This is a genomic window from Glacieibacterium sp., from assembly GCF_965200405.1.
In the GTDB taxonomy this organism is placed as follows: domain Bacteria; phylum Pseudomonadota; class Alphaproteobacteria; order Sphingomonadales; family Sphingomonadaceae; genus Glacieibacterium.
Genome location: NZ_OZ241356.1, coordinates 1,061,474 through 1,085,200, shown reverse-complemented (window position 1 = coordinate 1,085,200; position 23,727 = coordinate 1,061,474). Strand labels below are relative to the sequence as shown.

26 protein-coding genes are annotated in these 23,727 nt (G+C 69.3%); 14 read left to right on the top strand and 12 right to left on the bottom strand.

Going from position 1 to position 23,727, the window contains the following annotated elements; genetic code table 11:
• Nucleotides 1-3: 3 nt before the first annotated feature.
• From ACOFKW_RS04835 to ACOFKW_RS04825, 3 genes are all read right to left on the bottom strand, one after another.
• Entirely contained in the window at nt 4-717 is a 714-nt protein-coding gene (locus ACOFKW_RS04835) for a PEPxxWA-CTERM sorting domain-containing protein (protein WP_419816219.1), read from the bottom strand.
• A gap of 123 nt (nt 718-840) precedes the next feature.
• Complete coding sequence (locus ACOFKW_RS04830) at nt 841-2,112, bottom strand: RsmB/NOP family class I SAM-dependent RNA methyltransferase (RefSeq protein ID WP_419816218.1); 1,272 nt, start codon at nt 2,110-2,112, stop codon at nt 841-843.
• Complete coding sequence (locus ACOFKW_RS04825) at nt 2,109-2,948, bottom strand: SDR family NAD(P)-dependent oxidoreductase (RefSeq protein WP_419816217.1); 840 nt, start codon at nt 2,946-2,948, stop codon at nt 2,109-2,111. The genes ACOFKW_RS04830 and ACOFKW_RS04825 overlap by 4 nt, the downstream gene beginning before the upstream one ends.
• A gap of 83 nt (nt 2,949-3,031) precedes the next feature.
• Here ACOFKW_RS04825 and ACOFKW_RS04820 point away from each other — a divergent pair, with 83 nt between their 5' ends.
• A complete protein-coding gene (locus ACOFKW_RS04820; protein WP_419816216.1) occupies nt 3,032-3,226 on the top strand; it encodes a DUF1674 domain-containing protein in 195 nt (64 codons plus the stop codon).
• On the opposite strand, the gene ACOFKW_RS04815 is transcribed toward ACOFKW_RS04820, so the two are convergent.
• From ACOFKW_RS04815 to tsaD, 6 genes are all read right to left on the bottom strand, one after another.
• Nucleotides 3,223-3,492 (bottom strand): hypothetical protein, encoded by a 270-nt coding sequence (locus ACOFKW_RS04815; RefSeq protein WP_419816215.1) that lies wholly within the window; start codon nt 3,490-3,492, stop codon nt 3,223-3,225. The two genes, ACOFKW_RS04820 and ACOFKW_RS04815, sit on opposite strands and share 4 nt — an antisense overlap.
• Entirely contained in the window at nt 3,489-5,072 is a 1,584-nt protein-coding gene (locus ACOFKW_RS04810) for a PepSY-associated TM helix domain-containing protein (protein WP_419816214.1), read from the bottom strand. The genes ACOFKW_RS04815 and ACOFKW_RS04810 overlap by 4 nt, the downstream gene beginning before the upstream one ends.
• Nucleotides 5,069-5,365: a hypothetical protein gene (locus tag ACOFKW_RS04805; protein ID WP_419816213.1), complete on the bottom strand. Its 297-nt coding sequence runs from the start codon at nt 5,363-5,365 to the stop codon at nt 5,069-5,071. Before ACOFKW_RS04805 ends, ACOFKW_RS04810 begins: the two co-directional genes overlap by 4 nt.
• Nucleotides 5,366-5,454: 89 nt before the next feature.
• Nucleotides 5,455-7,611, bottom strand: coding sequence for a TonB-dependent siderophore receptor (locus ACOFKW_RS04800; RefSeq protein ID WP_419816212.1), 2,157 nt, complete (start codon nt 7,609-7,611; stop codon nt 5,455-5,457).
• 329 nt (nt 7,612-7,940) lie between these two features.
• Nucleotides 7,941-8,915 (bottom strand): NAD(P)H-dependent glycerol-3-phosphate dehydrogenase, encoded by a 975-nt coding sequence (locus tag ACOFKW_RS04795; protein ID WP_419816211.1) that lies wholly within the window; start codon nt 8,913-8,915, stop codon nt 7,941-7,943.
• Nucleotides 8,912-9,955, bottom strand: coding sequence for a tRNA (adenosine(37)-N6)-threonylcarbamoyltransferase complex transferase subunit TsaD (tsaD, locus tag ACOFKW_RS04790; protein ID WP_419816210.1), 1,044 nt, complete (start codon nt 9,953-9,955; stop codon nt 8,912-8,914). Before tsaD ends, ACOFKW_RS04795 begins: the two co-directional genes overlap by 4 nt.
• 27 nt (nt 9,956-9,982) lie before the next feature.
• Here tsaD and hemC point away from each other — a divergent pair, with 27 nt between their 5' ends.
• The 6 genes from hemC to ACOFKW_RS04760 all read left to right on the top strand — a co-directional run bounded on the left by hemC (nt 9,983) and on the right by ACOFKW_RS04760 (nt 14,599).
• The gene (hemC, locus tag ACOFKW_RS04785) at nt 9,983-10,885 is read left to right on the top strand and encodes a hydroxymethylbilane synthase (protein WP_419816209.1); all 903 of its coding nucleotides are present in this window, start codon (nt 9,983-9,985) and stop codon (nt 10,883-10,885) included.
• A 22-nt stretch (nt 10,886-10,907) separates the two neighbouring features.
• The gene (locus tag ACOFKW_RS04780) at nt 10,908-11,561 is read left to right on the top strand and encodes a uroporphyrinogen-III synthase (RefSeq protein WP_419816208.1); all 654 of its coding nucleotides are present in this window, start codon (nt 10,908-10,910) and stop codon (nt 11,559-11,561) included.
• Between the two features lie 16 nt (nt 11,562-11,577).
• Nucleotides 11,578-12,597 (top strand): hypothetical protein, encoded by a 1,020-nt coding sequence (locus tag ACOFKW_RS04775; RefSeq protein ID WP_419816207.1) that lies wholly within the window; start codon nt 11,578-11,580, stop codon nt 12,595-12,597.
• Between the two features lie 75 nt (nt 12,598-12,672).
• Nucleotides 12,673-13,071, top strand: coding sequence for a c-type cytochrome (locus ACOFKW_RS04770; protein ID WP_419816206.1), 399 nt, complete (start codon nt 12,673-12,675; stop codon nt 13,069-13,071).
• A gap of 57 nt (nt 13,072-13,128) precedes the next feature.
• Nucleotides 13,129-14,349: a 5-aminolevulinate synthase gene (hemA, locus tag ACOFKW_RS04765; protein ID WP_419816205.1), complete on the top strand. Its 1,221-nt coding sequence runs from the start codon at nt 13,129-13,131 to the stop codon at nt 14,347-14,349.
• A 76-nt stretch (nt 14,350-14,425) separates the two neighbouring features.
• Nucleotides 14,426-14,599 carry a hypothetical protein gene (locus tag ACOFKW_RS04760; RefSeq protein ID WP_419816204.1) on the top strand — a complete coding sequence of 58 codons (174 nt, stop codon included), beginning with the start codon at nt 14,426-14,428 and terminating at the stop codon, nt 14,597-14,599.
• A gap of 3 nt (nt 14,600-14,602) precedes the next feature.
• Here ACOFKW_RS04760 and acs read toward each other — a convergent pair whose 3' ends face one another.
• On the bottom strand, nt 14,603-16,540 hold the full coding sequence (acs, locus tag ACOFKW_RS04755) for an acetate--CoA ligase (RefSeq protein ID WP_419816203.1): 1,938 nt from the start codon (nt 16,538-16,540) through the stop codon (nt 14,603-14,605).
• A 65-nt stretch (nt 16,541-16,605) separates the two neighbouring features.
• Here acs and ACOFKW_RS04750 point away from each other — a divergent pair, with 65 nt between their 5' ends.
• Complete coding sequence (locus ACOFKW_RS04750; protein ID WP_419816202.1) at nt 16,606-16,785, top strand: hypothetical protein; 180 nt, start codon at nt 16,606-16,608, stop codon at nt 16,783-16,785.
• On the top strand, nt 16,782-17,039 hold the full coding sequence (locus ACOFKW_RS04745; protein ID WP_419816201.1) for a hypothetical protein: 258 nt from the start codon (nt 16,782-16,784) through the stop codon (nt 17,037-17,039). The genes ACOFKW_RS04750 and ACOFKW_RS04745 overlap by 4 nt, the downstream gene beginning before the upstream one ends.
• Nucleotide 17,040: 1 nt before the next feature.
• Here the strand turns inward: ACOFKW_RS04745 and ACOFKW_RS04740 are convergent, their stop codons facing one another.
• Nucleotides 17,041-17,955 (bottom strand): hydroxymethylglutaryl-CoA lyase, encoded by a 915-nt coding sequence (locus ACOFKW_RS04740; RefSeq protein ID WP_419816200.1) that lies wholly within the window; start codon nt 17,953-17,955, stop codon nt 17,041-17,043.
• 82 nt (nt 17,956-18,037) lie between these two features.
• On the opposite strand from ACOFKW_RS04740, the gene folE reads away from it, so the two are divergent.
• From folE to ACOFKW_RS04725, 3 genes are all read left to right on the top strand, one after another.
• Nucleotides 18,038-18,637, top strand: a complete 600-nt coding sequence (folE, locus tag ACOFKW_RS04735) for a GTP cyclohydrolase I FolE (RefSeq protein ID WP_419816199.1) — start codon at nt 18,038-18,040, stop codon at nt 18,635-18,637.
• A 377-nt stretch (nt 18,638-19,014) separates the two neighbouring features.
• On the top strand, nt 19,015-20,313 hold the full coding sequence (locus ACOFKW_RS04730; protein ID WP_419816198.1) for a family 1 glycosylhydrolase: 1,299 nt from the start codon (nt 19,015-19,017) through the stop codon (nt 20,311-20,313).
• Between the two features lie 55 nt (nt 20,314-20,368).
• Nucleotides 20,369-20,947 (top strand): urate hydroxylase PuuD, encoded by a 579-nt coding sequence (locus ACOFKW_RS04725; RefSeq protein WP_419816197.1) that lies wholly within the window; start codon nt 20,369-20,371, stop codon nt 20,945-20,947.
• Nucleotides 20,948-21,101: 154 nt separating this feature from the next.
• Here ACOFKW_RS04725 and ACOFKW_RS04720 read toward each other — a convergent pair whose 3' ends face one another.
• A complete protein-coding gene (locus tag ACOFKW_RS04720) occupies nt 21,102-22,010 on the bottom strand; it encodes an SMP-30/gluconolactonase/LRE family protein (RefSeq protein WP_419816196.1) in 909 nt (302 codons plus the stop codon).
• A 196-nt stretch (nt 22,011-22,206) separates the two neighbouring features.
• Here ACOFKW_RS04720 and ACOFKW_RS04715 point away from each other — a divergent pair, with 196 nt between their 5' ends.
• Entirely contained in the window at nt 22,207-23,082 is an 876-nt protein-coding gene (locus ACOFKW_RS04715) for a 2-dehydro-3-deoxygalactonokinase (RefSeq protein WP_419816195.1), read from the top strand.
• Nucleotides 23,079-23,723, top strand: a complete 645-nt coding sequence (locus ACOFKW_RS04710; protein WP_419816194.1) for a 2-dehydro-3-deoxy-6-phosphogalactonate aldolase — start codon at nt 23,079-23,081, stop codon at nt 23,721-23,723. The genes ACOFKW_RS04715 and ACOFKW_RS04710 overlap by 4 nt, the downstream gene beginning before the upstream one ends.
• The last annotated feature ends 4 nt before the right edge of the window (nt 23,724-23,727 follow it).

Below are 23,727 nucleotides of genomic sequence, written 5' to 3'. Positions count from 1 at the left end.
TGCTCAGCGAGCGGCGGCTCGGCCGGCGAATGCGACCTGTCGGCGGCGCATGGCGAAGCCGGTCAGGGCGAAGCCGGCGATGAGCAGGCTCCAGGTCGCCGGTTCCGGAACCGAGGTGACCGTGAAGCCGACACCGGTCGAGTCGTTATAGTATTCCGAGCCCTTGTCGATGATGAAGCCGAAGGCGTCGCCGGCGGCCATCGTCAGGCTCTGGAAGTTGCTGAAGCCTGCCGCCGTCGCACCGAGATCGCCGGCGAATTCGAGGTTCAGCACACCGCCGACGATGGTGAAGTAGGTGATCCCGACACCGCTCGGCGACGTGTCCTGGACACTGAAACCGGCGTTCAGGTCGTAAAGGTTCGCGCTGACGGCCGTGAACATCACATAGGCCGAATTGTCGAACTGGCCGGGATGCAGGATCAGGCGATCCCCGGGCACGATCACCGTGCCGGACGTATGCGCCCCGGTCGTCGTCTTGAAGACGCCGGGCAGGGAAGCGTCGTGAAGGCAGGCCGCATCGCTGATCAGCGACGCGCAGCCGCTGGTCGAGGTGAACTGCGTGAACGTGCCGGCTCCGGCGACATAGCTGCCGTAGGTGAAGTGGCCGGCGCCCTGGACGCCGTTGAAGCTGGTGAAGGCGTCGTAGGTGCCGGCGGCAACCGGGCTCGCGGCGAGGCCAAGGCCGAACAATACCGCACCGGCAAGCAACTTGAGCATTTGCACGACCCCCCGCTGACGTTCGCCGGCACGACTGCCTGCGCCCACACCGTTCTGGAACCGTAACGTACTTCCGCTGTTTGTAAAGGCCGGCTTAAGGATCGGTGACCGAGGCCGTAAGCTTCAGGCCTTTTTCAGGCGCGCGACGAAGAAGCCGTCGCAGCCGCCCCGCGTCTCGACGGTGCCGGGCAGGACGCGGACGGCACCGTCGGTCGCCGCGAAGCCGTCGGGAAGCTCGCCGGCTTCGACCGGCTGCAGGGCAACGCCGGGATTGCGGGCGAGCAGTCCGGCAAGCTGGTCCTCGCCCTCGGCGCGCTCGAGCGAGCAGGTCGAGAACACCAAAGTGCCGCCGGGCTTCAACCACGCCACCGCGCGGTCGAGCAGGGCAGCCTGCAGCGCCACCACCGGCGCCAGGTCGCGCGCCGCCTTGACGTGCAGCACGTCGGGGTGGCGGCGGAAGATGCCGGTGGCGGAGCAGGGCGCGTCGAGCAGGATGCGGTCGAACTGGCGCTTGGGAGCCCATTTCAACGCGTCGGCGGCGACGGTGTCGGCGCGCAGCTTGGTCCGGGTCAGGTTCTCTCGAACGCGCTCCAGCCGCAGCGGCGCCATGTCGACGGAGAGGACTTCGCCGCCCGCCGCCGACAGCTGCATGGTCTTGCCGCCAGGGGCAGCGCACAGGTCGAGTACGGCGTCATGCTCCTGCACGTTCAACAGCCGCGCGGGCAGGCTCGCGGCGAGGTCCTGGACCCACCATGCGCCCTCGGTGAAGCCAGGCAGTTGCGGCACCGCGATGCCGCGCGCCAGCCGGATGTGGCCGGGGAACAGGCTGACGCCGCCCAGCGTCTCGGCCCATTCGTCGGTGGTGGCGGGATCGCGCAGCGTCAGGTCGACCGGCGGCTCCTGCGCCAGCCCGCGCGCGGCGGCATCGGCGACGTCCTCGCCCCAGGCCTCGGCCCAGCGCCGGTGGAAATCGCCGGGCAGCGTCGGCACCTCGGGCAGCTTGATGCCCTCGCGCAGCAGTCGCGACAGCACGGCGTGCGCCAGGCGGCGCGGGCCACCCTCCAGCTGCGCCAGTGTCGTCGAGATCACCGCATGATCGGGCGTACCGAGCAGCAGATGCCCGGCGATCCCGGTGCGCAGCGCCATGCGGGCGCGCGAATCATCGGGCAGCGGACGCTGCGTCGCGCCGTCGATCAGCCCATCGAGGTCGGGCAGCCAGCGCAGCACCGAACTCGCGAGATTACGCGCCAGCGCCCGGTCGTCGGGCCGCTGGATACCGCGCAACGCCCCGTCGAGTGCGCCGTCGAGCGGGATGCCCTTGTGCAGCACCGCGTCGAGCAGGCGGGCCGCACCGCGACGCGCGGGCAGGCCGGGGGGATCGGCGATTGGTCTCAAGTTGCTTGTGCCTGTTTGCTTAGGAAGCTGCCGATGCGCTTGAAATAGGTCACCGGGAAGATGCGGGTCAGCCAGTCGATCAGCCGCGCGTCGGCGCCGATCAGGATGCGGTGGTCGCCCGCCTCCATGCCCGCGACGATGACCCGGGCGGCCTCGGCGGCGGTGGTGCGCGAGGCTTTCTCGAAGGCATCGGCATGGTCGAAGCTGCCCGGCACCGGCATGTCGCCGGCGACCTTGGCATTGCGGACGACGTTGGTCTTGATGCCGCCGGGATGGACGCGGACGACGCGGATGTCGGGGTCGGTCTGCGCCAGCTCCAGGTACAGCGCCTCGGTCAGGCCACGCACCGCGAACTTGGAGGCGTTGTAGGCCGACTGCCCCGGATAGCCCATCATGCCGAACACCGAGCTGATGTTGACCAGCCAGGCCGCAGGGCGCCCCCGCAGGTGCGGCAAGGCGGCGCGGCAGCCGCTGACGACGCCGCCGAAATTGACCGACAGGACGCGGTCGACGTCGCTGGCGGAAGTGTCGGCGAAGCTGCCCAGCACGGTCAGCCCGGCGTTGTTGACGATGCCGTCGAGCCCGCCGAACTCGACCGCCGCGGCATCGACCCAGGCCTTCACCCCGGCCTCGTCCGAGACGTCGAGTACCGTGGTGGAATGCGGGTAATTGCCGAGCAACGTCGAGGTCTCGGCGAGCGTCGCGGCGTCCTTGTCCGACAGTGCCAGCCGCACGCCCTTCGAGGCCAGCAACTGCGCCAAAGCGCGACCGATGCCACTGCCCGCGCCGGTGACGGCGATGGTCAGTCCATCGAGGCTTGCCTTGGGATAGGCCATCTGGTTCGGGTTCCGGGGTTCAAAGCGGCGGCGCGAGGCCTTATCTGAATGCCCTAGCGCAGCCCGCGCTTGCGGAGAAGCCCGTGACCCCGATCACCGACGCCACCCAGCCCAGCGAGCTGCCCCCCGAATTGCCGTCGGAACTGCCGATGCCGACCGAGCCCGATCCCGAGATGGACCCGTCGGCGCCGCCTAAGCCCGAGTTCGGCGGCCGCGACGGCCCCGACCCGGTGCGCTATGGCGACTGGGAGCGCGGCGGGGTCGCCGTCGACTTCTAGCGAGCCGGGCTCCGCGCGGCGAGCAGCGCGGTCAGTGACCAGCCGATGACGCCGAAGCCGCCGAGCCAGATCGTCAACGCCGCCCATTGTCCGGCCAGCAGCAGCGCCACGCCGGGTGCTGCAGCAAGGCCGATGAGCCACGGCCGCGCGGCCAGCGTGGTTTCGGCCAATCCCCGCGTACGGCGGCGCTTGGGGTCGATGACGCCGAGCAGGCCCAGGGCCAGCGCCGTGACGAGCAGCGCGGCAAGGCTCCAGCCGATCGTCATTCCGCAGGGACCAGCGAAGCGTCGCGGCTGCGAACCGGGGCCATCGAGCCGTTCCGCAGCGACCTCAGGAACGCCCCGCCGGCCAATGCGAGGCCGATGTCGACTGCGATCAGCAAAGGCTGCCCCGCCGCCAGCGCATCATCCCAGCCCGGACCGCCGAGGGTCAGGCGGATGACCGGCAGGCCGACCAGCAGCACGCCCGTTCCGAGCCTCAGCCACCAGCCGAGCCGCGCCGCATCGACCAGCATCGCGCCGCCGATCGCCAGCATCGATGCGATGATGAACGACGCCGGGGTCCAGTAAACCGCGCCGTCCGATGGTGATGCGAGAAGATAGCCCAGCGCCGACGCGGACAGGGCGAAGGGCAGACCGAAGCCGATCACGGTGACCAGCCGGTCGAGCCGCTCGAGCTTCGGCGCATTCGCCTCGCGCCTCCGCAACCACAGCTGCATGCCGGTGAACACGACGTAGCAGGTGGCGAAGCCCAGCCCGAACCACACCGCCTTCGACAGCGCGCCCGCGAAATTGCCGAAGTGCAGCGGCGCCATCAGATCATAGAGCTTGCCGCCGAACGACGGCTTGGTGCCGAGCACCGGCTTCTCGCCCTGGAAGGCGCCGGTCGCGCCGGAATAGATCAGCGCGGTGGTCGCCAGCCGGCCCTCGCGCGGCGCGTGATACAGCGTCATCGACGCATCGGCGCGCCCGACCCGCGTCATCGAGATGAAGTTGGGCGCCACCGCCGTGCGTCGCGTCGCATCGGCGATGATGCGGTCGAGGTTGGCCGCGCCGACCGGCCGCGCGTCGGCGGCGGGGGCGACGCCGAACAGCACCTCCGACATCACCTGCTGGTTGCCGCCGAACGCCACCATCGCCAGCGCCGGCAGGCCGAACGATCCGGCAAAGCTGAAGAAGCTGCCGGTGAACGCCAGCACGAAGGCGAACGGCAGGCTCCACGTCCCCGCGACATTGTGGCGATCGCGCGCCACCGTCCCCGGCGCGGCGCGGCGGCGCAGGGTGAAGATGTCCTTGAACAGATGGCGGTGGATCAGCACGCCCGAGATCGCCGCGACCAGCATCGCCATGCCCAGCACGCCGGTCAGAAGCAGCCCCCAGGGATTAGGCAGGTGCAGGCGGACGTGCAGATCGACGAGGAAGTGCGCCAACGCGCTGTCGTTGTCGGGGCCGAAGACATCCTCGCCGTCGCCTTCGTGGCGCGACAGCACACGGCCGCTGCGGTCCGCCTGCCACAGCACGCCGCGGTCGATCGCGGCACCCTTGGCATTCTTGACATGGCCGTGGAGGAAGACCGCGAGCTGGTTGGTCTCGGTGGCGTAGAGCGAGGCTTCCTCGCGGTATTGCGCCGGGGTCGCGGCGATCAGCTTGCGCAGGGTGGCGTCGACCGGGCCGGTCAGCGGCGAGCGTGTCTCGGTGGTGCCCGACGACCATTGCCCGATCTCCGAGGCGAACACCGCGACGGTGCCGGTCAGCACCACGGCATACAGCAGCAGCCCGAGGACGATCCCCGACCAGCCGTGGATCGCCACCAGCCGCTTGGTCTCGCGCTTCGGCAGGGCGATCATCGGACCGCTACTTTCGCCGGCGGCGACAGGAAGTGCCAGGCGATCAGCCCGCCGTGCAGCGTCGCCAGCGCCAGCGCGACGACGGCGACGCGGCGCAGGTCGCTGTCGAGGCAGGCGTGGAAGAAAAGCACCGACCAGACCAGCGGGAACAGCAGCAGCGGCAGCACCAAATTGTCGATCCCCGCCGCCCCCGCCGGCAGCCACAGCGGCATGCCGAGCATGACCAGCAGCCCGACGACCACGCTGACCGGCCCGGCCAGCCAGACCCGCGCACCGGGCAGGCGGCGGATCACCCCGCCACCCGCGACGCTATCGAGACGCAGTTTCTCATGCCGAGCAAACTAAACTGCGCGCAACTGCGAGGCAATCGCATTCAACGGCCCTACCAGCGATAGCCGATAGTGCCCTGGACGGTGCGGCGCTGGCCGTACCAGCACCATTCGACGCCGTTGACGTAGCAGCTGGTGATGTGCCGGCGGTCGAACAGGTTGGCGGCGTTGATCGCCAGCTTGACGCCCTGCATGCGCTCGCTGACCCGGCCCAGGTCATAGCTGACCACCGCGTCGACCAGCGTGTACGACGGCGTGTTGATGTAGCGGTCGACCCCGGTGGCGTTGAGCACATAGCCGCCATAGCCGCGGCCGACATAGCGCACGCCGCCGCCGATGCCGAAGCCCTGCAGCGCGCCGGCCTGCGTCGTATAGTCGAGGAAGATGCCGCCGTTCTCCCTGGCGGAACCGATGAGCGGCTTGCCGAGCGCGAACGGGTTGTCGTCCTTGCGGTCGCGGATCTTCTGGCGGCTGTAGTTCGCGCTGGCGTTGAGGCCCTTGAACAGCGGCACCTTGGCCTCGAGTTCGAAGCCCTCCGACCGAACCTTGCCACTCTGCGTCGCGGCGAAGGTCAGCGGGTTGCTGACCACGACGTTGGTCTGGTCGATCTTGAAATACGCCGCGGTCAGCAGGATCGGCGTGCCCTTGGGCTGGTACTTCAGGCCGCCCTCGATCTGCTTGCCGAGCGACGGATCGGCGAGGCCGATGCTGCCGTCGGACCGCGCCACCGCCGACGCCTGCGGCTCGAACGACGTCGAATAGCTGACGTACGGCGCCAGGCCGAAGTCGGTCAGGTACAGGCCGCCGACACGATAGGTGAACTTGCCGTCCTTCTTGGTCGCATCGGACGGGAAGGCGGAGGTGATCTCCTGCCGGCCCTTGGCCCAGTCGTAGCGGCCGCTCAGCGTCAGGCGGAAATTGCCGACCGCCATCTGGTCCTGGCCGTAGACGCCGGTCTGGGTCTGGTGGACATCGTAGAAGGTGTCGCGCGCCGGCAGCGGATAAGGCACGCCATAGACCGGGTTATAGGCGTTGATCGGCGGCGTCAGGCCGAGGAACTCGAAGCCGACGTCTTCGGTCGAGTGCGCGTTCTGGTGATCGACGCCGAACAGCAGATTGTGGGTGATCGGGCCGGTGACGACCTTGCCGACGAGCTGGTTGTCGAAGGTCCAGTTCTTCAGCCGCTCCTTGGCGTTGAGGCCGCCGCGCGCGAACAGCGCCTGGCTCGCATCGGCCCGCGCACCGGTGATGTAGCGACCCTGGAACAGCGCGCTGATCTCCTGGTAGCGGCCGTTGGCGCGCAGCACCCAGTCGTTGCCGAAGTCGTGCGTCGCCAGATAGGTCAGCGAGCCCTGGTTGCGCTTGAAGATCGTCAGGTCGGGCTCGCCATCGGCGAATTTCTGGCTGATCCGGCCGTTCGGATTGGCCTCCAGCGAACCGGACAGCGGCACCGCGCTGTAATTGCCGTTCTTGGGATCGTGCGAATAATTGCCGATCAGGGTGACGGTGGTCGGGGTGCCGGCGCCGAAGGTGATCGCCGGGCTGATCGTGTAGCGGCGGCGCTCGCCGAAGCTCTGCTGGGTGTCGGCGCCGTTGACGCTGCCCGAGACGCGGAAGCGTATGCTGCCGTCGGGATTGAGACTGCCGCCGATGTCGCCGTCGAGGCGGAACAGGTTGAAGGTGCCATAGGTCGCCTCGACGCTGCCGTACGCCTCCTTGGGTCCGGGCAGCTTACTCGACAGGGCGATCAGGCCGCCGGGGCTGGAGGCGCCGTACAGCACCGACGCCGGGCCCTTGACGACCTCGACGCGGTCGAGGCGCGAGACGTCGACCTGCGTCGAGGCATAGCCGGTCGGCGAGGTGAAGATCTTGAGGCCGTCGAGATACTGCGGTGCATCGAAGCCGCGCAGCTTGAACTGGTCATAGACCTCGGCGGAGGAGCCGCGAGTCTCGGGCGTGATGCCGGCGGTGTAGCGCAATGCCTGGTTGAGGTTGGCGATACCGCGCACATCGAGGTCGTCGCGCGAGATCACCGAGATCGACTGCGGCGTCTCCAGCAACGAAGTCGCGGTCTTGGTGCCGCCGATCGCCTCGGTCGCCGGACGGCTGCCGGTGACGATGATGGTGTCGTCGACGACGTCGTCGGCCCGCGCCGCGGACACCGACAGCATCGACACGGCGATGCATAACAGGCTGGTGGAAGACTTCATTTGCGATTCCCGACTGATAACGGCCGGCGATCTATCGCTATTGAGAGCGACTTGCAACTACTGCAGCAACATTATGCGAGGGTGAGACGCATTTGCAACAATCGCGGGGATGGACGCGCGACATGCCAAAGGCGGTCGCCAGGTAGGCTGTGGTCTGATGACTCGTCGAAATGCCGACTTTGGCAGCGGCCCGAAGACTGCCGAGCTTACTGCCCCCCTCCCGGAACGGGAGGGGACGGGGGTGGGACTTGGCATAAACTCGGGCCGCCGACCTTGTGTAAGACCCACCCCCAGCCCCTCCCGTTCCAGGAGGGGAGCAGGAAGAAGCCCTAGCCCTCGGAGCGCAGCGGTCGGCTGAGCAGCGCGTCGATCACCGGGCCGACGCTTGCGCCTGCCAGCAGCGCCGCGACTGCCTCGGCGATCGGCATCTCGACGCCCGCCGCCTTCGCCGCCTCGACCAGTACCGGCGCGGTCGCGGCACCCTCGGCGACCGTCACCCGCGAGCCGAGCAGTTCCGCCGCCGGCCGCCCCTCGCCGATGGCGATGCCGAGGCTCATGTTGCGCGACTGTGCCGAGCCGCAGGTCAGCACCAGGTCGCCCAGCCCGGACAGGCCCGCCAGCGTCTCCGCCCGCGCCCCGCGCGCCACGGCGAAGCGCAGCATCTCGGCATAGCCGCGACTGAGCAGCGCCGCCCGGGCATTTTCGCCGAGGCCGCGCCCGATCACCACGCCGCACGCGATCGCCAGCACGTTCTTGACCGCGCCGCCGATCTCCGCCCCGACGACATCGTCGGTCAGATAGGGCCGGAACGTCGGCGTCTTGAGCAGGTCGACCAGCGACGCCCCCAGCCGCGCATCGGCGCAGGCCAGCGTCACCGCGGTCGGCTTGCCCGATGCGACCTCGGCGGCAAAGGTCGGGCCCGACAGCACCGCGAGCTCCGCCTGTGGCACGACCTCGGCGGCGACTTCGGCCAGCAACTGGTGGGTGCCGGCCTCGATCCCCTTGGCGCACAGCACCAGCGTCCGCGATTCGGGGCGGGCAGCCTCCAGCGTCGCGCGCAGATGCTGGGCCGGCACGACGACCAGCCAGATGCCGCACGGCGACAGCTTGCGCAGGTCGTTGGTCGCGGTGATGCCCATCGGCAGCGACACGCCGGGCAGGAAGCGCGGGTTGTCCTTGCCCGCCGCGATGCTCTCGACCACCGCCAGCTCGCGCGCCCATAGCCGCACGTCGACGCCCTTGCCCGCCATCAGGCAGGCCAGCGCCGTACCCCAGGCGCCGCCGCCGACGATCCCGATGCTCATGCCTTCACCCCTGCGCCGCGAACCGTCTCGGCTCCCGGGTCGAGCGGCCAGCGCGGGCGCGCGGCGACCTCCAACCCATCGACCATGCCGAGCGCCAGTCGCTCCGCCCCCGCCCAGGCGATCATAGCGGCATTGTCGGTGCACAGCCAAGGCGGCGGCGCAACGAACGGCAGGTCGCGCCGGGCGGTCAGCTCGGCCAGCGCGGCGCGGATCGCGGCATTGGAGGCGACACCGCCCGCCACCACCAGCGCCGTCGCCTCGGGCATGATGTCGATGGCGCGGCGCGTCCGGTCGATCAGGCAGTCGGTCGCCGCCTGCTGGAACGACGCGGCGAGGTCGTCGGTGCTGAAATTGCCCGTCGCGCGCGCCCGCAGCACGGCGCTTTTCAGCCCGGCGAAGGAGAAATGCGGTTCCGCCGTGCCGACCAGCGGGCGCGGCAGCGGTACGGCGCGCGGATCGCCATTGCGCGCCGCCCGCTCGACCGCCGGGCCGCCGGGAAAGCCGAGCCCCAGGATCTTGGCGACCTTGTCGAACGCCTCGCCGACCGCATCGTCGATGGTCGTCGCCAGCCGCCGATAGCGCCCGACCCCCTCGACCGCGAGCAGCTGGCAATGGCCGCCCGAAACCAGCAGCAGCAAATACGGAAATTGCAGGTCCGGCGCGATCAGGCGGGGGCTCAGCGCATGGCCCTCCAGGTGGTTGACCGCGATCAGCGGCTTGCGCCCCGCGAAAGCCAGCGCCTTGGCGGTGACCAGCCCGACCATGACGCCGCCGATCAGCCCCGGCCCGGCGGTCGCGGCGATGGCGTCGACCTGCGCCAGCGTGACGCCGCCCTCGGCCAGCACGCGCGCCACCATCGGCGTCAGTTTCTCGACATGCTCGCGCGCCGCGATCTCGGGGACGACGCCGCCGAACGGGCGGTGCATCTCGTCCTGGCTGGCAACGGCCTGGGCGACGATGGTGCGGTCGCCGCGGACCAGCGCCACGGCGGTCTCGTCGCAACTCGATTCGATACCTAGGACGAGGGGGCTTGCGGACATGACGACGCCCTAGCACAAGCTGGCCGCATGACCGCAAGTCTCAGGCTGGGAACGCGAGGCTCGCCGCTCGCCTTGGCACAGGCGGCGATGGTGACCGCGGCGTTGGCGGCGCATGGCACGGCGTGCGAGACGGTGGTCGTGACGACCACCGGCGACCGCGTCCAGGACCGCCCGCTCGCCGAGATCGGCGGCAAGGCGCTGTGGACCAAGGAACTCGACGCTGCTCTGGCCGACCGCCGCATCGACCTGGCGGTGCACTCGATGAAGGACGTCGAGACGACGCTGGCGAGCCATGTCGCGCTGGCCGCGATGCTGCCGCGCGCCGATGTCCGCGACCGACTGATCGGCGCGTCGTCGTTGGCCAGCTTGCCCGAGGGCGCGCGCGTCGGCACATCCAGCCCACGGCGGGCGGCGCAGTTGCTCAGCATCCGTCCCGACCTGCGCATCGAGATGCTACGCGGCAACGTCGCGACGCGGCTCGGGCGGATCGCGGCGGGCGACTTCGATGCGACGCTGCTGGCGGCGGCGGGGCTGGAGCGGCTCGGCATGTCGGACGGCGTGCCGCTGGAGATCGAGGACTGGCTGCCCGCCCCGGCGCAGGGCGCGGTCGGTATCGCGATTCGCGCCGGCGACGTCGCGACCGCGGAGTTGGTCGAGACGATCGACCATGCCGAGACGCATGCGGCGGTGCTGCTGGAGCGCGGCTTCCTCGCGGCGCTGGTTGCCGACTGCCACTCGCCGGTCGCTGCACTGGCGCGGGTGACGGGCGAACGCGTGACGTTCACCGGCGAGATCATCGCGGAGGACGGCAGGGAGCGCCAGCGCGGCTCGGTCGAATCGACGCGGGGCCTCGCCGCGACCGCGGTGGCGGACCTAGCGGTCGACCTGCTGGCCCGGGCAAGCCCCCGGTTGCGCGCCCAGTTCGGCTGAGCGCCCGGCGCTTCGCCCCGCCATGCGCGTCCTGGTCACCCGGCCCGAGCCCGCCGCCTCGCGCACCGCCGCCCGGCTCGCGGCACTGGGCCATCAGGCGCTCGTCGTCCCGCTGATGAGCGCCCGCCCGCTCGACTGGACTCCGCCGGTCGAGGCCCCCGACGCCATCGCCTTCACCAGCGCGCAGGCCCTCGAACACGGTGGCCCGGCCCTCGGCGCCTACCGCGACCTGCCCGTCTATGCCGTCGGCGACGCGACCGCAGCCGCCGCCCGCGCCGCCGGGTTCCACGACATCCGCACCGGCCCGGGCGATGCCGCCGCACTTTTCGCCGCAGCCGCCGGCGACGGTATCCGGTCGTTGCTCCACCTCGCCGGGCGCGATCGTACCGCCGCTGCCCCGCCCGACCTGACAATCACGGTGCGCGAGCTCTATGCCGTCGACCCCGTCGACGCGCCGCTTCCTGCCGCCGACCTGGTGCTGGTCTATTCGGCCCGCGCCGCGACCCAGCTCGCGCGCGTCGCCGGCCCCGCGCGGTCTGGCCTTGCCGTTGCCGCGCTCAGCCCGGGCGTCGCCGCCGCGCTCGGCCCCGGCTGGCGCAACGTCATGGTCGCACTCACGCCGGACGAAGACGCGCTCTTTGCGGCCAGCGGCCTGACGTGCGAAAAGCCCGGCTGAACCGACTGGAGCGCAAATGGATTCGACCGAAACCGAGCCGCAGGACGCGACCGACCGCCTGCGCGCCCGGCTGGCTGGACAGCCGATCCGCCTGACGCCGCCGCCGCGCCGCGCCGTGCTGCCGTGGATCCTGACCGCGATGCTGCTGACCTTCGCGCTCGGCCTGATCGCCAACCCGTGGTTCGAGCGCAGCGTCCGCAGCAAGTTGCCGGGCTTCACCGGCATCGCCGCCGCGGCGCCGGAAGTCGTCGCCAATCGTGCCGAGATCACGGCGCTCGAAGCCCGCGTCCAGGCGCTCGAAGCCCGCCCGGTCCAGCGCCTGCTCGCCCCGACGGCCACCACCGGCGCCAACGAGCGCGTCGCCGCAGCCGAGGCGCGCATCGACGGCCTCGACCGCACCGCCACCGCCAACACGGCGCGGATCGATGCACTGACCGGCAGCGTCGCGGCGCTGACCGGGCGGGTCGATGCGACGGCGGGCCAGACCGTGCTGACGCTCCAGGCGGCGCGCGCCGATGCCGACCGGGCGCAGGGTGCGCTGGTCGTGCTGGCCGCCCGCCGGGGACTGGAGCGCGGTGCCTGGTCGCCCGGCCTGACGCAGCCATTGCGGACCCTGTTCGCGCAGCGCGACGGTCCCTCGGTCGAGGCGGTGATCGCGCTCGGTGCCGCGCCGGTGACCATCGCCGGGCTGCGGCAGGGCCTAGTCCAGCTGCGCGGCAAGCCGGCCGCCACCGCCGCCGGTCGCAGCTGGTGGGAGAGCTTCACCGCCGGCATCGGCGATATCATCCAGGTGCGTAGCCGCTCCGGCGCGAACGACGACCCGATCGTCGAGGCCGACCGGGCGCTGGTCGCCGGCGATGTCGCGCGCGCCATCGCGCAGGTCGAGAAGCTGCCGGCCGACGCGAATCGCGGCACCACCGGCTGGCTCCAGTCGGCGCGACGCTACCAGGCCGGTATTCGCGGCCTGGGCGCGCTGGAGGAGACGGCGCTGAGCCAGGCGCCGACCGCCGTGCTGCCGGTTGCTCCCACCAGCTGAGAGTCGTCGGATTGCAGTTGGTCGCCGTTCATGTACGAGGGCGCATAAGCCGATAAACGACCTATGGGGATGTGGATGTTCGATCGTACCGTCATGTTTTCGACTTTGGCCCTGGCGCTCGTGGCCGCTGCGCCGGTATTGGCAGCGCCCGCCGCACCGGCCGCGGCGCTCAAGGGCGATGCGGCAAACGGCGGCAAGCTGTTCGCACTTTGCGCCGCCTGCCACGTCACCACCGCCGGCGTGAACCGCATGGGTCCGTCGCTGCATGCCGTCGTCGGACGCAAGGCGGGGGCGGTTCCGGGCTATGTCTATTCGCCCGCGATGAAGGCTTCCGGTATCACCTGGACCGAGCCCAAGCTGGCCGAGTTCATCGAGGCACCGCGCGCCGTCGTCACCGGCACCAAGATGTACTTCGCCGGGGTCAAGGCGCCGCAGGACCGGGCCGACATCATCGCTTACCTGAAAACCCAGTAACGCTGCGTCACAAAGCGGCTAGGAACCTGCGGGTTCGCGGGAGTAAGGGGTAGCCCCATGGATTACGAATCGCTTTTCCGCGCGGAAATCGACGGTCTGAAGACCGAAGGCCGCTATCGCATTTTCGCCGAGCTGGAGCGCAAGGCGGGGGCTTTCCCGCGCGCTGTGCAGTATGACGGCGACGGCACGCGTGACGTGACGGTGTGGTGTTCGAACGACTATCTCGGCATGGGCCAGCACCGCGACGTGCTCGACGCCATGCACGAGACGCTGGAGGCCTGCGGAGCCGGCGCCGGCGGGACGCGCAATATCTCGGGGACGACGCACGCGCATGTCGTGCTGGAGCGCGAGCTTGCCGACCTGCACGGCAAGGACGCAGCGCTGCTGTTCACCTCGGGCTATGTCTCGAACTGGGCCGCACTCGGCACGCTGGCGGCCAAGCTGCCGGGCTGCGTCGTGCTCAGCGACGACGGCAACCACGCCTCGATGATCGAGGGCATCCGCCACAGCCGCGCCAAGTGCCTGCGGTGGCGCCACAACGACGTCGCGCACCTCGACGAGCTGCTGTCGACGCTGCCGCGCGATGTGCCCAAGCTGGTGGCGTTCGAGAGCGTCTACTCGATGGACGGCGACATCGCGCCGATCGCCGAGATCCTCGACGTCTGCGAGAAGCACGGCGCGATGAGCTACCTCGACGAGGTCCATGCGGTCGGGCTCTACGGCCCGCGCGGCGGCGGCATCGCCGAGCGCGAGGGGCTGATGGACCGGGTCACGGTCATCGAGGGGACGCTGGGCAAGGCGTTCGGCGTGATGGGCGGCTATATCGCCGGCTCGCACGCGATGTGCGACTTCGTCCGCAGCTTTGCCTCGGGGTTCATCTTCACGACCGCGCTGCCGCCGGCGCTTGCGGCCGGGGCGACCGCCAGCATCCGGCACCTCAAGGCCAGCAGCGTGGAGCGCGAGGCGCACCAGGAGCGCGTCGCCAAGGTGCGGCGCCGCTTGAACGCCATCGGCATCCCGATGATGGACAACCCCAGCCACATCATCCCGGTGATGGTCGGCGACCCCAAGCACTGCAAGATGATCAGCGACTGGCTGCTCGACACGCACGGCATCTATGTCCAGCCGATCAACTACCCGACCGTGCCCAAGGGCACCGAGCGGCTGCGTATCACGCCCTCGCCGGTGCACACCGATGCGGACGTCGACCGGCTGGTCTCGGCGCTGAGCGAGATCTGGAGCATGTGCGCGCTGGCGCGGGTAGCGGAAGCGGCCTGAGGGTCAGGGAAGCAAGACCCTCTTCCCGGGAACGTTCCCCCTTCCTGCGGCTTTGATCCGGCTGGAAGGACAGGCCATGATCAATGTTCCCGGCAAGCAGCCGCCCCTCGTCGAGACCCCGCTGCAGGTCAGCATCGTCAGCGACGAGATCGTCCTCGAAACCCAGACATCGCCGTCGCTGACCGGTGCGGCGGCGCGCCCGACCGGACAGCGCCTGATCGACGCCGCCGACAAGCTCGACGAGGATTGACCCTCAGCGGTTGAGCCGACCCTCGATCAGCGTGTCGACCACCGACGGATCGGCAAGCGTCGTCGTGTCGCCCAGGCTGGCGAAGTCGTTCTCGGCGATCTTGCGCAGGATGCGGCGCATGATCTTGCCGCTGCGGGTCTTGGGCAGCGCCGGGGTGATATGAAGGTGGTCGGGCGTCGCGATCGCGCCGATCAGGGCGCGGACGCTGGCGCGCAACTTCCCCAGCAGCGCCGCATCGGCTTCGACACCGACATTGAGCGTGACATAGGCGTAGATGCCCTGGCCCTTGATATCGTGCGGGAAACCGACGACCGCGGCCTCGGCGACATGCTCGTGAGCGACCAGCGCGCTCTCGATTTCCGCTGTTCCCAGGCGGTGGCCGCTGACGTTCATGACGTCGTCGACGCGCCCGGTGATCCACCACTCGCCGTCCTCGTCGCGCCGCGCCCCGTCGCCGGTGAAGTACAAGCCCTTGTAGGTGCTGAAATAGGTCTGCACGAAGCGCTCGTGGTCGCCGTAGATCGTCCGCGCCTGCCCGGGCCAGCTGCGCGTCAGCACGAGGTTGCCGCTGGCGGGTCCCTCGATGAACTTGCCCTCCGCATCGACCAGTTCCGGCACCACCCCATAGAGGGGCGCGGTCGCCGCACCGGGCTTCATTACCGAGGCGCCGGGCAGCGGCGTCATCATGATGCCGCCGGTCTCGGTCTGCCACCAGGTGTCGACGATCGGCAGCGCCTCCTTCCCGATGACGCGGTAGTACCAGCGCCACGCCTCGGGGTTGATCGGCTCGCCGACGGTGCCGAGCAGGCGCAGGCTCGACAGGTCGTGCTTCTCGGCGGGTTCGTCGCCGTCGCGCATCAGAGCGCGCAGCGCGGTCGGCGCGGTGTAGAAGACATTGACCTTGTGCTTGGCGATCGTCGCCCAGAACCGGTCGCTGGCCGGGAAGGTCGGGATGCCCTCGAACAGCAGTACGGTCGCGCCGCACGACAGCGGGCCATAGACGTTATAACTGTGCCCGGTGACCCAGCCGACGTCGGCGGTGCACCAGAACAGCTCGCCCGGGCGATAGTCGAACACCGTCTCGAAGGTCAGCCCGGCCCACAGCAGATAGCCGCCGGTGGTGTGGACGACGCCCTTCGGGCTGCCGGTCGAGCCACTGGTATAAAGGATGAAGAGCGGATCCTCGGCATTCATCGTCGCCGGGTCCGAGATTTCGCCGGCAGTGTCGCGCAGGTCCTGCCACAGATGGTCGCGGCCCGGGGTCATCGGCACGTCGCCGCCGGTATGGCGGATGACCAGCACGCCCTCGACGCCGGGCGCATCGGCCAGCGCCTCGTCGACCGTCGCCTTCAGTGCAAAGGTCCGCCCGCCGCGGCGTCCGCAATCGGCGGTGACGATGAAGCGGCTGTCGGCATCGCGCAGCCGGTCGGCGATGGCCTTGGCCGAGAAACCGCCGAAGACGACGCTGTGGACCGCACCGATCCGCGCGCAGGCGAGCATCGCGACGACCGCCTCCGGGATCATCGGCAGATAGATCGTCACCCGGTCGCCGCGCGAAACGCCCAGCGACGCCAGGACGTTGGCCATGCGGCAGGTCTCGGCGTGGAGCTCGCGGTAGGTCAGGCGGCGGACGTCGTGGCTGGGGTCGTCGGGCTCCCAGACGATCGCGACCTGCTCGCCGCGCTCGGCGAGGTGGCGGTCGAGGCAGTTGGTGCTGGCGTTGAGCGTGCCGTCCTCGAACCAGCGGATGTCGACCGGATCCCAGCTCCAATTGCCCATGCGCGTCGGCTTGGCGGTCCAGTCGAGGCGGTCGACCTGCTGCCGCCAGAAGCCGTCGGGGTCGTCGACGGAGCGCCGGTAGCGTTCCTGATATTGCGCAGCATTGGTCAGGGTGCGCGCCGCCGCGGCTGCGGGGACGGGGTAGCGATCGGGAGCGGTCAAGCGGGCTGCCTCTCGGAACGCCGTCTGAATCGCGGCGTTTGTTGGTCGGATCAAGGAGACCCATCATGGCCCAAGCCGACGCCGACGCCAAGCCGATCGCCCCCATACCTTTGACCAATGACCACCGCGAACTGGGCTTTGGCAACGTCGATGCGCGCGCCGATATCGACGGCGGCGATGAGGTCGGCGAGGCCTATCCGGCGGCACCGGTGCCCGAGAACCAGGAATCGGAGCAGGACAAGTGAGCGCCGAGGCGCGGGACAAGGCGCCGCTGCCGCCCGACGAAGGCCAAGCGCAGCGCCGCGGCCGGCCGAACGGCGCCGAGGCCGACGACGGCAAGGCGGGCGGCACCTCGCTCGGCGGCCAGCCGGGCAAGGGCAATTTCAAGGACGACGACAGCGCCGGCAGCAACGCCCAGAGTGGCGGGCCATCGGGCAACGAGGTCGAGCGCACCGCACCCGGCATGTCGACCGAGAAGAAGGCTGACGATACGAAATAGCTCAGCCGGTGTAGTTGCCGGCCTTTGCCACCATCGACGGCAACGGCCGGCCGAGGACGGTGGCGAACCACCGATTGGCGGCGATCGCCTGGTCGATATCGACGCCGGTGGCGACGCCGCTGCGGTCGAGCAGGAACAGCAGGTCCTCGGTGGCGATGTTGCCCGTCGCGTTCGGCGCGAACGGGCAGCCGCCGAGCCCGCCGAGACTCGTGTCGAGCACCCGCACTCCCGCCTGGTACGCCGCCCAGGCATTGGCGATGCCGGTGCCGCGGGTGTCGTGGAAATGCGCGCGCATCCGCACCCCGGGCGCCGATTCAGCCAGCCGCCCGAACAAGTCGGCGACCTGTGCCGGGACCGCGACGCCGATGGTGTCCGCCAGCGCGATCTCGACCGCCCCAGCCGCTGCCATCTCGCGCGCGATGTCGATCACCGTCGCCACCGGCACCGCGCCTTCGAACGGACAGCCGAACGCGGCGGAGATCGTCACCTGCGGCACCAGCCCTTCGCTCGCGGCGAGCCGCAGCATGGCGCGATTTTCCTCGATGCCCTGGACGATGGTCTGGCCCTGGTTGCGCTGCCCGAAGCTGTCGGAGGCGACGACCACGCAGCCCGCCTCGTCGACGCCGCGCCGGCCGCCCTGCCGCGACTCGATCGCCCGCAGTACGCCGCGCTTGTTGAGGCACAGCCCGATATAGGACACGTCGCGCCGGTCGGGCAGCGCCGCGATCACCGCCTCGCCGTCCGCCATCTGCGGCACCCGCGCCGGATTGACGAAGGACGCGACCTCGACCCGCCGCACCCCGGCGTCGATCATCCGCCCGATCAGCGTCAGCTTATCGGCGGTCCCGATGACCTCCTTCTCGTTCTGCAGACCGTCCCGCGGCCCGACCTCGACGATCTGCACCATGTCCGTCATCGCTCACTCCCAAGTCGCGCTTGCATATAGTGCGACACTTTCATGGTTGTCAGGCCGGGTCGTTCCACGTCTAAACGCCAGCATGAACGAACAGCCAGGCGACCGGACCCCAGACGACAACGCGGCAGCCCGCGCCGAAGCTGCGGTGCGCGAACTGATCCGCTGGGCCGGCGACGATCCCGACCGCGAGGGCCTGCTCGACACGCCGGCCCGCGTCGCCCGCGCGTTCCGGGAATATTACCGCGGCTATGAGGAGGATCCGGGCCTCCACCTCAGCCGCACCTTCGCCGAGGTCGGCGGCTATGACGAGATCGTGCTGCTGCGTGACATCCCGTTCCAGTCGCACTGCGAGCATCACATGGCGCCGATCACCGGCGTCGCGCACATCGCCTACCTGCCGCGCAACCGCGTCGTCGGCATCTCCAAGCTGGCGCGCGTGCTGCAGGGCTTCGCCAGCCGCCTGCAGGTCCAGGAGCGACTGACCGCCGAGGTCGCCGACTGCATCCAGCATCACCTCGATCCCGTCGGCGTCGCCGTGGTCATCGACGCTACGCATGCCTGCATGAGCGCCCGGGGGGTCAAGACCACCGGCGTCACCATGACCACCAGCCGCATGATGGGCGTCTTTCGCGACGACGACCGGTCGCGGAAGGAAGTGCTGGCGTTGATGGGGCGGGGGTAGATAATCCGGCCCGATCAGCGTATGCAGCGTGTGCAACTTCGATGTTGGCAAACATCTCCGGACCTCGCCTGTGCTAGCAGGCGGGGTCCTTTTCATATGGGGCGAGCGGTGCTAGCCGCTCGCCCCCAGCCGCTAATCGCGAGCCGCGCGGATGATCGAGACCACCAGCGCCGCAAACGCGATAACGACTGTTGCAACCTCAAGTATTGGCAATAATATCACCTCCTGTTGGCGGTTGATTTGCCCGTAGCTGCTAGGCCAGAGGCAACCGCCACATGCCTTATGGCACATCAGCCTCATTCTCCGGCCGGAACCTGTTCCGGATCAGCAACTAAATCTCGTCTGCCAACTATCCGGCAAACTCAAGGTTATTGCCCATGTTCATGTTCGCTACCGGTATCGAGAACAGCTATCCCACGGTGGGTGGCAAGCGCGTCGACGAGATGGCGAAGTGCGGCCATTACCAGCATTGGCAGGCGGACTTCGATGCGGTGGAGGAGCTGGGCATCCAGTACCTCCGCTATGGCCCGCCGATCCACACGACCTGGCTGGGCGAGGGCAAATACGACTGGGAATTCTGCGACCTGACGATGCGCGACCTGCACCGGCGCAACATCTCGCCGATCGTCGATCTGTGCCACTTCGGCGTGCCGGACTGGATCGGCAATTTCCAGAACCCCGACTTCGCCCGCCTGTTCGGCGGCTATGCCACCGATTTCGCGACGCGATACCCGTGGGTGCAGCTATACACCCCGGTCAACGAGATGTTCATCTGCGCGCTGTTCTCGGGCCGCTACGGCTGGTGGAACGAGCAGCTCGGCACCGACCTCGGCTTCGTCACGGCGCTGAAGGGGCTGGTCAAGGCCAATGTCCTGGCGATGCGCAGCATTCTGGACATCCGCCCCGATGCGATCTTCATCCAGTCCGAATCGTCGGAATATTACCACGCCGATGACCCCAAGGCGATCAAGCCGGCCGAGATCCTCAATTCGATGCGTTTCCTCAGCCTCGACCTGAATTACGGCCGTCGCATCGATTCCGAGATGTACGAGTACGTCATGGATAACGGCATGACCAAGGACGAGTACCGCTTCTTCCTCGACAATCGCTTCAAGCAGCACTGCATCATGGGCAACGACTATTACGTCACCAACGAGCACCGCGTCGCCGCCGACGGCAGCAGCCGGGCCGCCGGCGAGGTCTTCGGCTATGACGGCATCACCTGGCAATATTACGACCGCTACCGCCTGCCGGTGATGCACACCGAGACCAATCTCAACGACAATGCCGAGGGCACCGCGTCGGTCGACTGGCTGTGGAAGCAGTGGGCGAGCGTGCTGCGCGTCAGGAACGACGGCGTGCCGATCGTCGGCTTCACCTGGTACTCGCTGACCGACCAGGTCGATTGGGATTCGGCGCTGCGAAACGACGCCGGCAACGTCAACCCGCTGGGGCTGTACGACCTCGACCGCAACATCCGGCCGGTCGGGCGCGCCTATAAAAAGCTGATCCAGGACTGGGACAGCGTCCTGCCGACGCAATCGGTGTGCCTGATCGTCCCGGTGGTCAGGCCGCAGGAGTATGAGGAAGCCTGGGCGATCCGGCGACGCGACGCGGCGCGGCAATGGCGCCAGCGCAAGTCGACGATGATGACGCCGACCCCCGGCGAGCATTAGTTGCGCATCCGGTCCATCACGCTAAGGTCCCGCTTCAACGACAAGGGGCGCGGCGATGGGCAAGATACTCGGCAATCTAAGATATTCGGTGCTGCTCGCGGTGGTCCTGATGGTGATCATGGCGATCGGCCTCCACACCGCCGTCATGGATCACGGCTATGCGACGCCGTTCGTGCTGTTCCTGCACGTGCTGAGCGGCATCACCTGGATCGGCCTGCTCTACTATTTCAACCTCGTGCAAATCCCGACGATGCCCAAGGTGCCCGCCGAGCTGAAGGGCGGGGTGACCAAATTCATCGCGCCCGAGGCGCTGTTCTGGTTCCGCTGGGGCGCCATCGCGACGCTGGTCACCGGCCTCGGGGTCGCCGGGCTGAAGCACTACACCGTCGAGGCGTTCACGCTCCAGCCGGGCTTCCGCGCCATCGGCATCGGCATGTACCTGGCGATCATCATGGCGGCGAACGTCTGGATGATCATCTGGCCGAACCAGCAGCGCGCGCTCGGCCTGGTCCCCGCCGACGACGCGGTCAAGGCGAGCAGCGCGCGGACCGCGATGCTGGCGTCGCGCACCAACTTCGTGCTGTCGCTGCCGATGCTCTACGGGATGGTGACCCAGGCGTATCTGGGCGGCTGAGCGGCTCCGCTTCCTGCTCCCTCCCCCCACGCGAAGCGTAGAGTGGGGAGGGCCGGGGTGGGGGTTCTTGCGCGGATCGACCCAGAGAACCCCCACCCCGGCCCTCCCCACTCTCGGTTCGCAAGCGCTCACCGTGGGGGGAGGGAGCAGAAGGCTAGCCCGCGAACTCGACCGGCGGGCAGCCACGGACGCCGGGGAACAGCTCGAACAATCCCCCGGCCAGCGGCTGTGCCTCGAGCTGGTCGGCGTCGAGCGCCTGGCGCGCGCTGGTGACGAACAGCCGGTCGAGGTCGGGGCCGCCAAAGGCGCAGCTGGTGATATTGGCGCAGGGCAGGTCGAAACTCGCGACGATCTGCCCGGACGGCGAGACCCGGCGGACGCCCCAGCCGCCCCAGCAGGCGACCCATAGATAGCCCTGCGCATCGACGGTCATGCCGTCCGGATTGCCGCAGTCATGGGGCCAGTCGATCAGCACCCGCTTGTCGCTCAGCGTGCCGTCCGCCGCCAGGTCGAAGGCATAGATGCGGCGTTCCACGGTGTCGGTGTGATAGATCACCGTGCCGTCGGGGCTGAACGCCGGGCCGTTGGTGATGCGGTAGCCGTCGTCCTTGCGGACCCATTCCAGGTCGGGGCCGAGCCGGTACAGCGAACCCTGCGCCGCCTGCTTGTTGTCGTCCATGGTGCCGGCCCAGAATGCCCCGGCGGGATCGACCTTGCCGTCGTTGAAGCGGTTGGTCGGCAGGTGGCGCTCGGGATGGTCGATCGGCTCGAACGTCCCGGCGACCGGGTCGACCAGGGCGAAGCCGCGCTCGGTCCCGGCGACGAAGCCGCCCGTCGCGCGCGGCGCGATCGAGCCGACCCGGCATGGCGGGGTCCAGCTGAACCTGTCGCCGCTGGCGGGATCGAAACGGTGGATCGCCGGGGCCTCGATGTCGACGAACCACAGCGACTGGTCGCGCACCACCCAGACCGGACCCTCGCCGAGTTCGCAGGACAACGGCCACAGGCAGCGCCAGCCGTCCTGGGGAGTCTGCCGGCAGCCTTGCGGGATTTCGCTGTCCATTCGCCTGTTATCCACGCCCGCAGCCCCTTGGCAAAGCGAAACGCATGGGCGTATCCCCGGCTTCGTACGTTGGAGTGAGCATGACCGACACCCCGAGACGGCGCCGCGCCGACACGATGCTGCAAGCCGACCGGGGTGCCGGCCTGTCCCTCCTCCGCAGCGGCCCGGGCGCCACTGTACATCGCGAGTCGAATTGATGGATCTCAGCAACGGCCTCGTCGCAGTCGATTGGGGCACCTCCAACCGCCGGGTCTTCGTGCTCGATCCGCAGGGCAACATCCTGCGGTCCAGCGAGGACGACCACGGCATCCTCAACTGCAGCGACTTTCCTGCCGAGGTCGCCGGCATCCGCGCCGACAGCGGCGGCCTGCCGATCCTGATGGCAGGCATGGTCGGGTCGAACCGCGGCTGGGTCGAGGTGCCTTATGTCGCGGCGCCGGCGACGCTGGCGACCCTGGCGGCGGGCGTGAAATGGGTCGAGCCGGGCGTCGGCATCGTGCCGGGCGTGTCCTACCTGGAGGGCACCGCCGCCGATGTGATGCGCGGCGAGGAGGTCCAGCTGGTCGGTGCGCTGGCGCTCGGGGCGATCGGCGACGGGCTGGTCGCGCACCCCGGCACACATGGCAAATGGGTCGAGATCGTCGATTCGAGCATCCTGCGCTTCCGCTCGGTGATGACCGGCGACATCTTCGCGGCGCTCAAGGCGAAGTCGATCCTGTCCGACCTGCTGGCGCATCCCGCCGGCACCGGCGAGGCCTTTATTGCGGGCGTCGACCATGCGTTGGAGAACCCCGACCTGACCGCCGAGCTGTTCAGCACGCGGGCGCGCGTCCTGCTGGGGGCGGCGCCGGCGGAGGATGCGTCGTCCTATATCTCGGGCCTGCTGATCGGCAGCGAGGTCCGTACCGGGCTGGGCCGGGTCCGCGCCGACAACGTCCCGCTGATCGGCGAGACGGTGCTGACCGAGCGCTTCGCCATCGCCCTCGCCCGCGCCGGGCGCACGACCACCATCGTCGATGGTGACACCGCCTTCATCGCGGGCATCCGCGCCATCGCAGGAGCTGCCGCATGAACGCACCACAGGCCAGTGCCGTCGAGAATTTTCGCACGCGGATCGCCGCCTGCCCGCTGATCGCCATCGTCCGCGGCATCACCCCGGAGGAGGCCGAGCCGGTCGCCGCCGCGCTGATCGAGGCCGGGGTGCAGGTCATCGAGGTGCCGCTCAATTCGCCGCAGCCGTTCGACAGCATCGCCCGCCTGGCGCGGGCGTTCGGCGACCGGGCGACGATCGGCGCGGGCACTGTGCTGACCGACGGCGACGTCCAGCGCGTCAAGGATGCCGGCGGCGAGATCATCGTCTCGCCGAACTGCGACCCGCGCGTCATCTCGGCGGCGGCGCGTGCCGGGCTGGTCTCGGCGCCCGGCTTCTTCACTCCCAGCGAGGCGTTCACCGCGCTCGAGGCCGGGGCGCACATCCTCAAACTGTTCCCCGCCGAGGCAAGTAGCCCCAATGTCGCCAAGGCGTTGCTTGCCATCTTGCCGAAAGGCACGGACCTGTTCATCGTCGGCGGGGTCAGCCCGGAAACCACGGGGCCGTGGCTGGCGGCAGGTGCGCGCGGCTTCGGCCTCGGCTCCGGCGTCTACAAGCCCGGGATGAGTGCCGGCGAGGTGGGGGCCAGCGCTGCCCGTTATGTCGCCTCGCTCCGACAATAAGCGT

What these genes read in the sequence shown, in the direction of transcription:
- ACOFKW_RS04780 (WP_419816208.1), top strand. Translation starts at nt 10,908, where the DNA reads ATGCGCGTCCTGGTCACCCGGCCCGAGCCCGCCGCCTCGCGCACCGCC.
- hemA (WP_419816205.1), top strand. Translation starts at nt 13,129, where the DNA reads ATGGATTACGAATCGCTTTTCCGCGCGGAAATCGACGGTCTGAAGACC.
- ACOFKW_RS04740 (WP_419816200.1), bottom strand. Translation starts at nt 17,955, where the DNA reads ATGACGGACATGGTGCAGATCGTCGAGGTCGGGCCGCGGGACGGTCTG.
- folE (WP_419816199.1), top strand. Translation starts at nt 18,038, where the DNA reads ATGAACGAACAGCCAGGCGACCGGACCCCAGACGACAACGCGGCAGCC.
- hemC (WP_419816209.1), top strand. Translation starts at nt 9,983, where the DNA reads ATGACCGCAAGTCTCAGGCTGGGAACGCGAGGCTCGCCGCTCGCCTTG.
- ACOFKW_RS04715 (WP_419816195.1), top strand. Translation starts at nt 22,207, where the DNA reads ATGGATCTCAGCAACGGCCTCGTCGCAGTCGATTGGGGCACCTCCAAC.
- ACOFKW_RS04725 (WP_419816197.1), top strand. Translation starts at nt 20,369, where the DNA reads ATGGGCAAGATACTCGGCAATCTAAGATATTCGGTGCTGCTCGCGGTG.
- ACOFKW_RS04730 (WP_419816198.1), top strand. Translation starts at nt 19,015, where the DNA reads ATGTTCATGTTCGCTACCGGTATCGAGAACAGCTATCCCACGGTGGGT.
- ACOFKW_RS04800 (WP_419816212.1), bottom strand. Translation starts at nt 7,611, where the DNA reads ATGAAGTCTTCCACCAGCCTGTTATGCATCGCCGTGTCGATGCTGTCG.
- ACOFKW_RS04720 (WP_419816196.1), bottom strand. Translation starts at nt 22,010, where the DNA reads ATGGACAGCGAAATCCCGCAAGGCTGCCGGCAGACTCCCCAGGACGGC.
- ACOFKW_RS04760 (WP_419816204.1), top strand. Translation starts at nt 14,426, where the DNA reads ATGATCAATGTTCCCGGCAAGCAGCCGCCCCTCGTCGAGACCCCGCTG.
- ACOFKW_RS04770 (WP_419816206.1), top strand. Translation starts at nt 12,673, where the DNA reads ATGTTCGATCGTACCGTCATGTTTTCGACTTTGGCCCTGGCGCTCGTG.
- ACOFKW_RS04750 (WP_419816202.1), top strand. Translation starts at nt 16,606, where the DNA reads ATGGCCCAAGCCGACGCCGACGCCAAGCCGATCGCCCCCATACCTTTG.
- ACOFKW_RS04825 (WP_419816217.1), bottom strand. Translation starts at nt 2,948, where the DNA reads ATGGCCTATCCCAAGGCAAGCCTCGATGGACTGACCATCGCCGTCACC.
- ACOFKW_RS04710 (WP_419816194.1), top strand. Translation starts at nt 23,079, where the DNA reads ATGAACGCACCACAGGCCAGTGCCGTCGAGAATTTTCGCACGCGGATC.
- ACOFKW_RS04815 (WP_419816215.1), bottom strand. Translation starts at nt 3,492, where the DNA reads ATGACGATCGGCTGGAGCCTTGCCGCGCTGCTCGTCACGGCGCTGGCC.
- ACOFKW_RS04775 (WP_419816207.1), top strand. Translation starts at nt 11,578, where the DNA reads ATGGATTCGACCGAAACCGAGCCGCAGGACGCGACCGACCGCCTGCGC.
- ACOFKW_RS04835 (WP_419816219.1), bottom strand. Translation starts at nt 717, where the DNA reads ATGCTCAAGTTGCTTGCCGGTGCGGTATTGTTCGGCCTTGGCCTCGCC.
- tsaD (WP_419816210.1), bottom strand. Translation starts at nt 9,955, where the DNA reads ATGTCCGCAAGCCCCCTCGTCCTAGGTATCGAATCGAGTTGCGACGAG.
- ACOFKW_RS04795 (WP_419816211.1), bottom strand. Translation starts at nt 8,915, where the DNA reads ATGAGCATCGGGATCGTCGGCGGCGGCGCCTGGGGTACGGCGCTGGCC.
- ACOFKW_RS04810 (WP_419816214.1), bottom strand. Translation starts at nt 5,072, where the DNA reads ATGATCGCCCTGCCGAAGCGCGAGACCAAGCGGCTGGTGGCGATCCAC.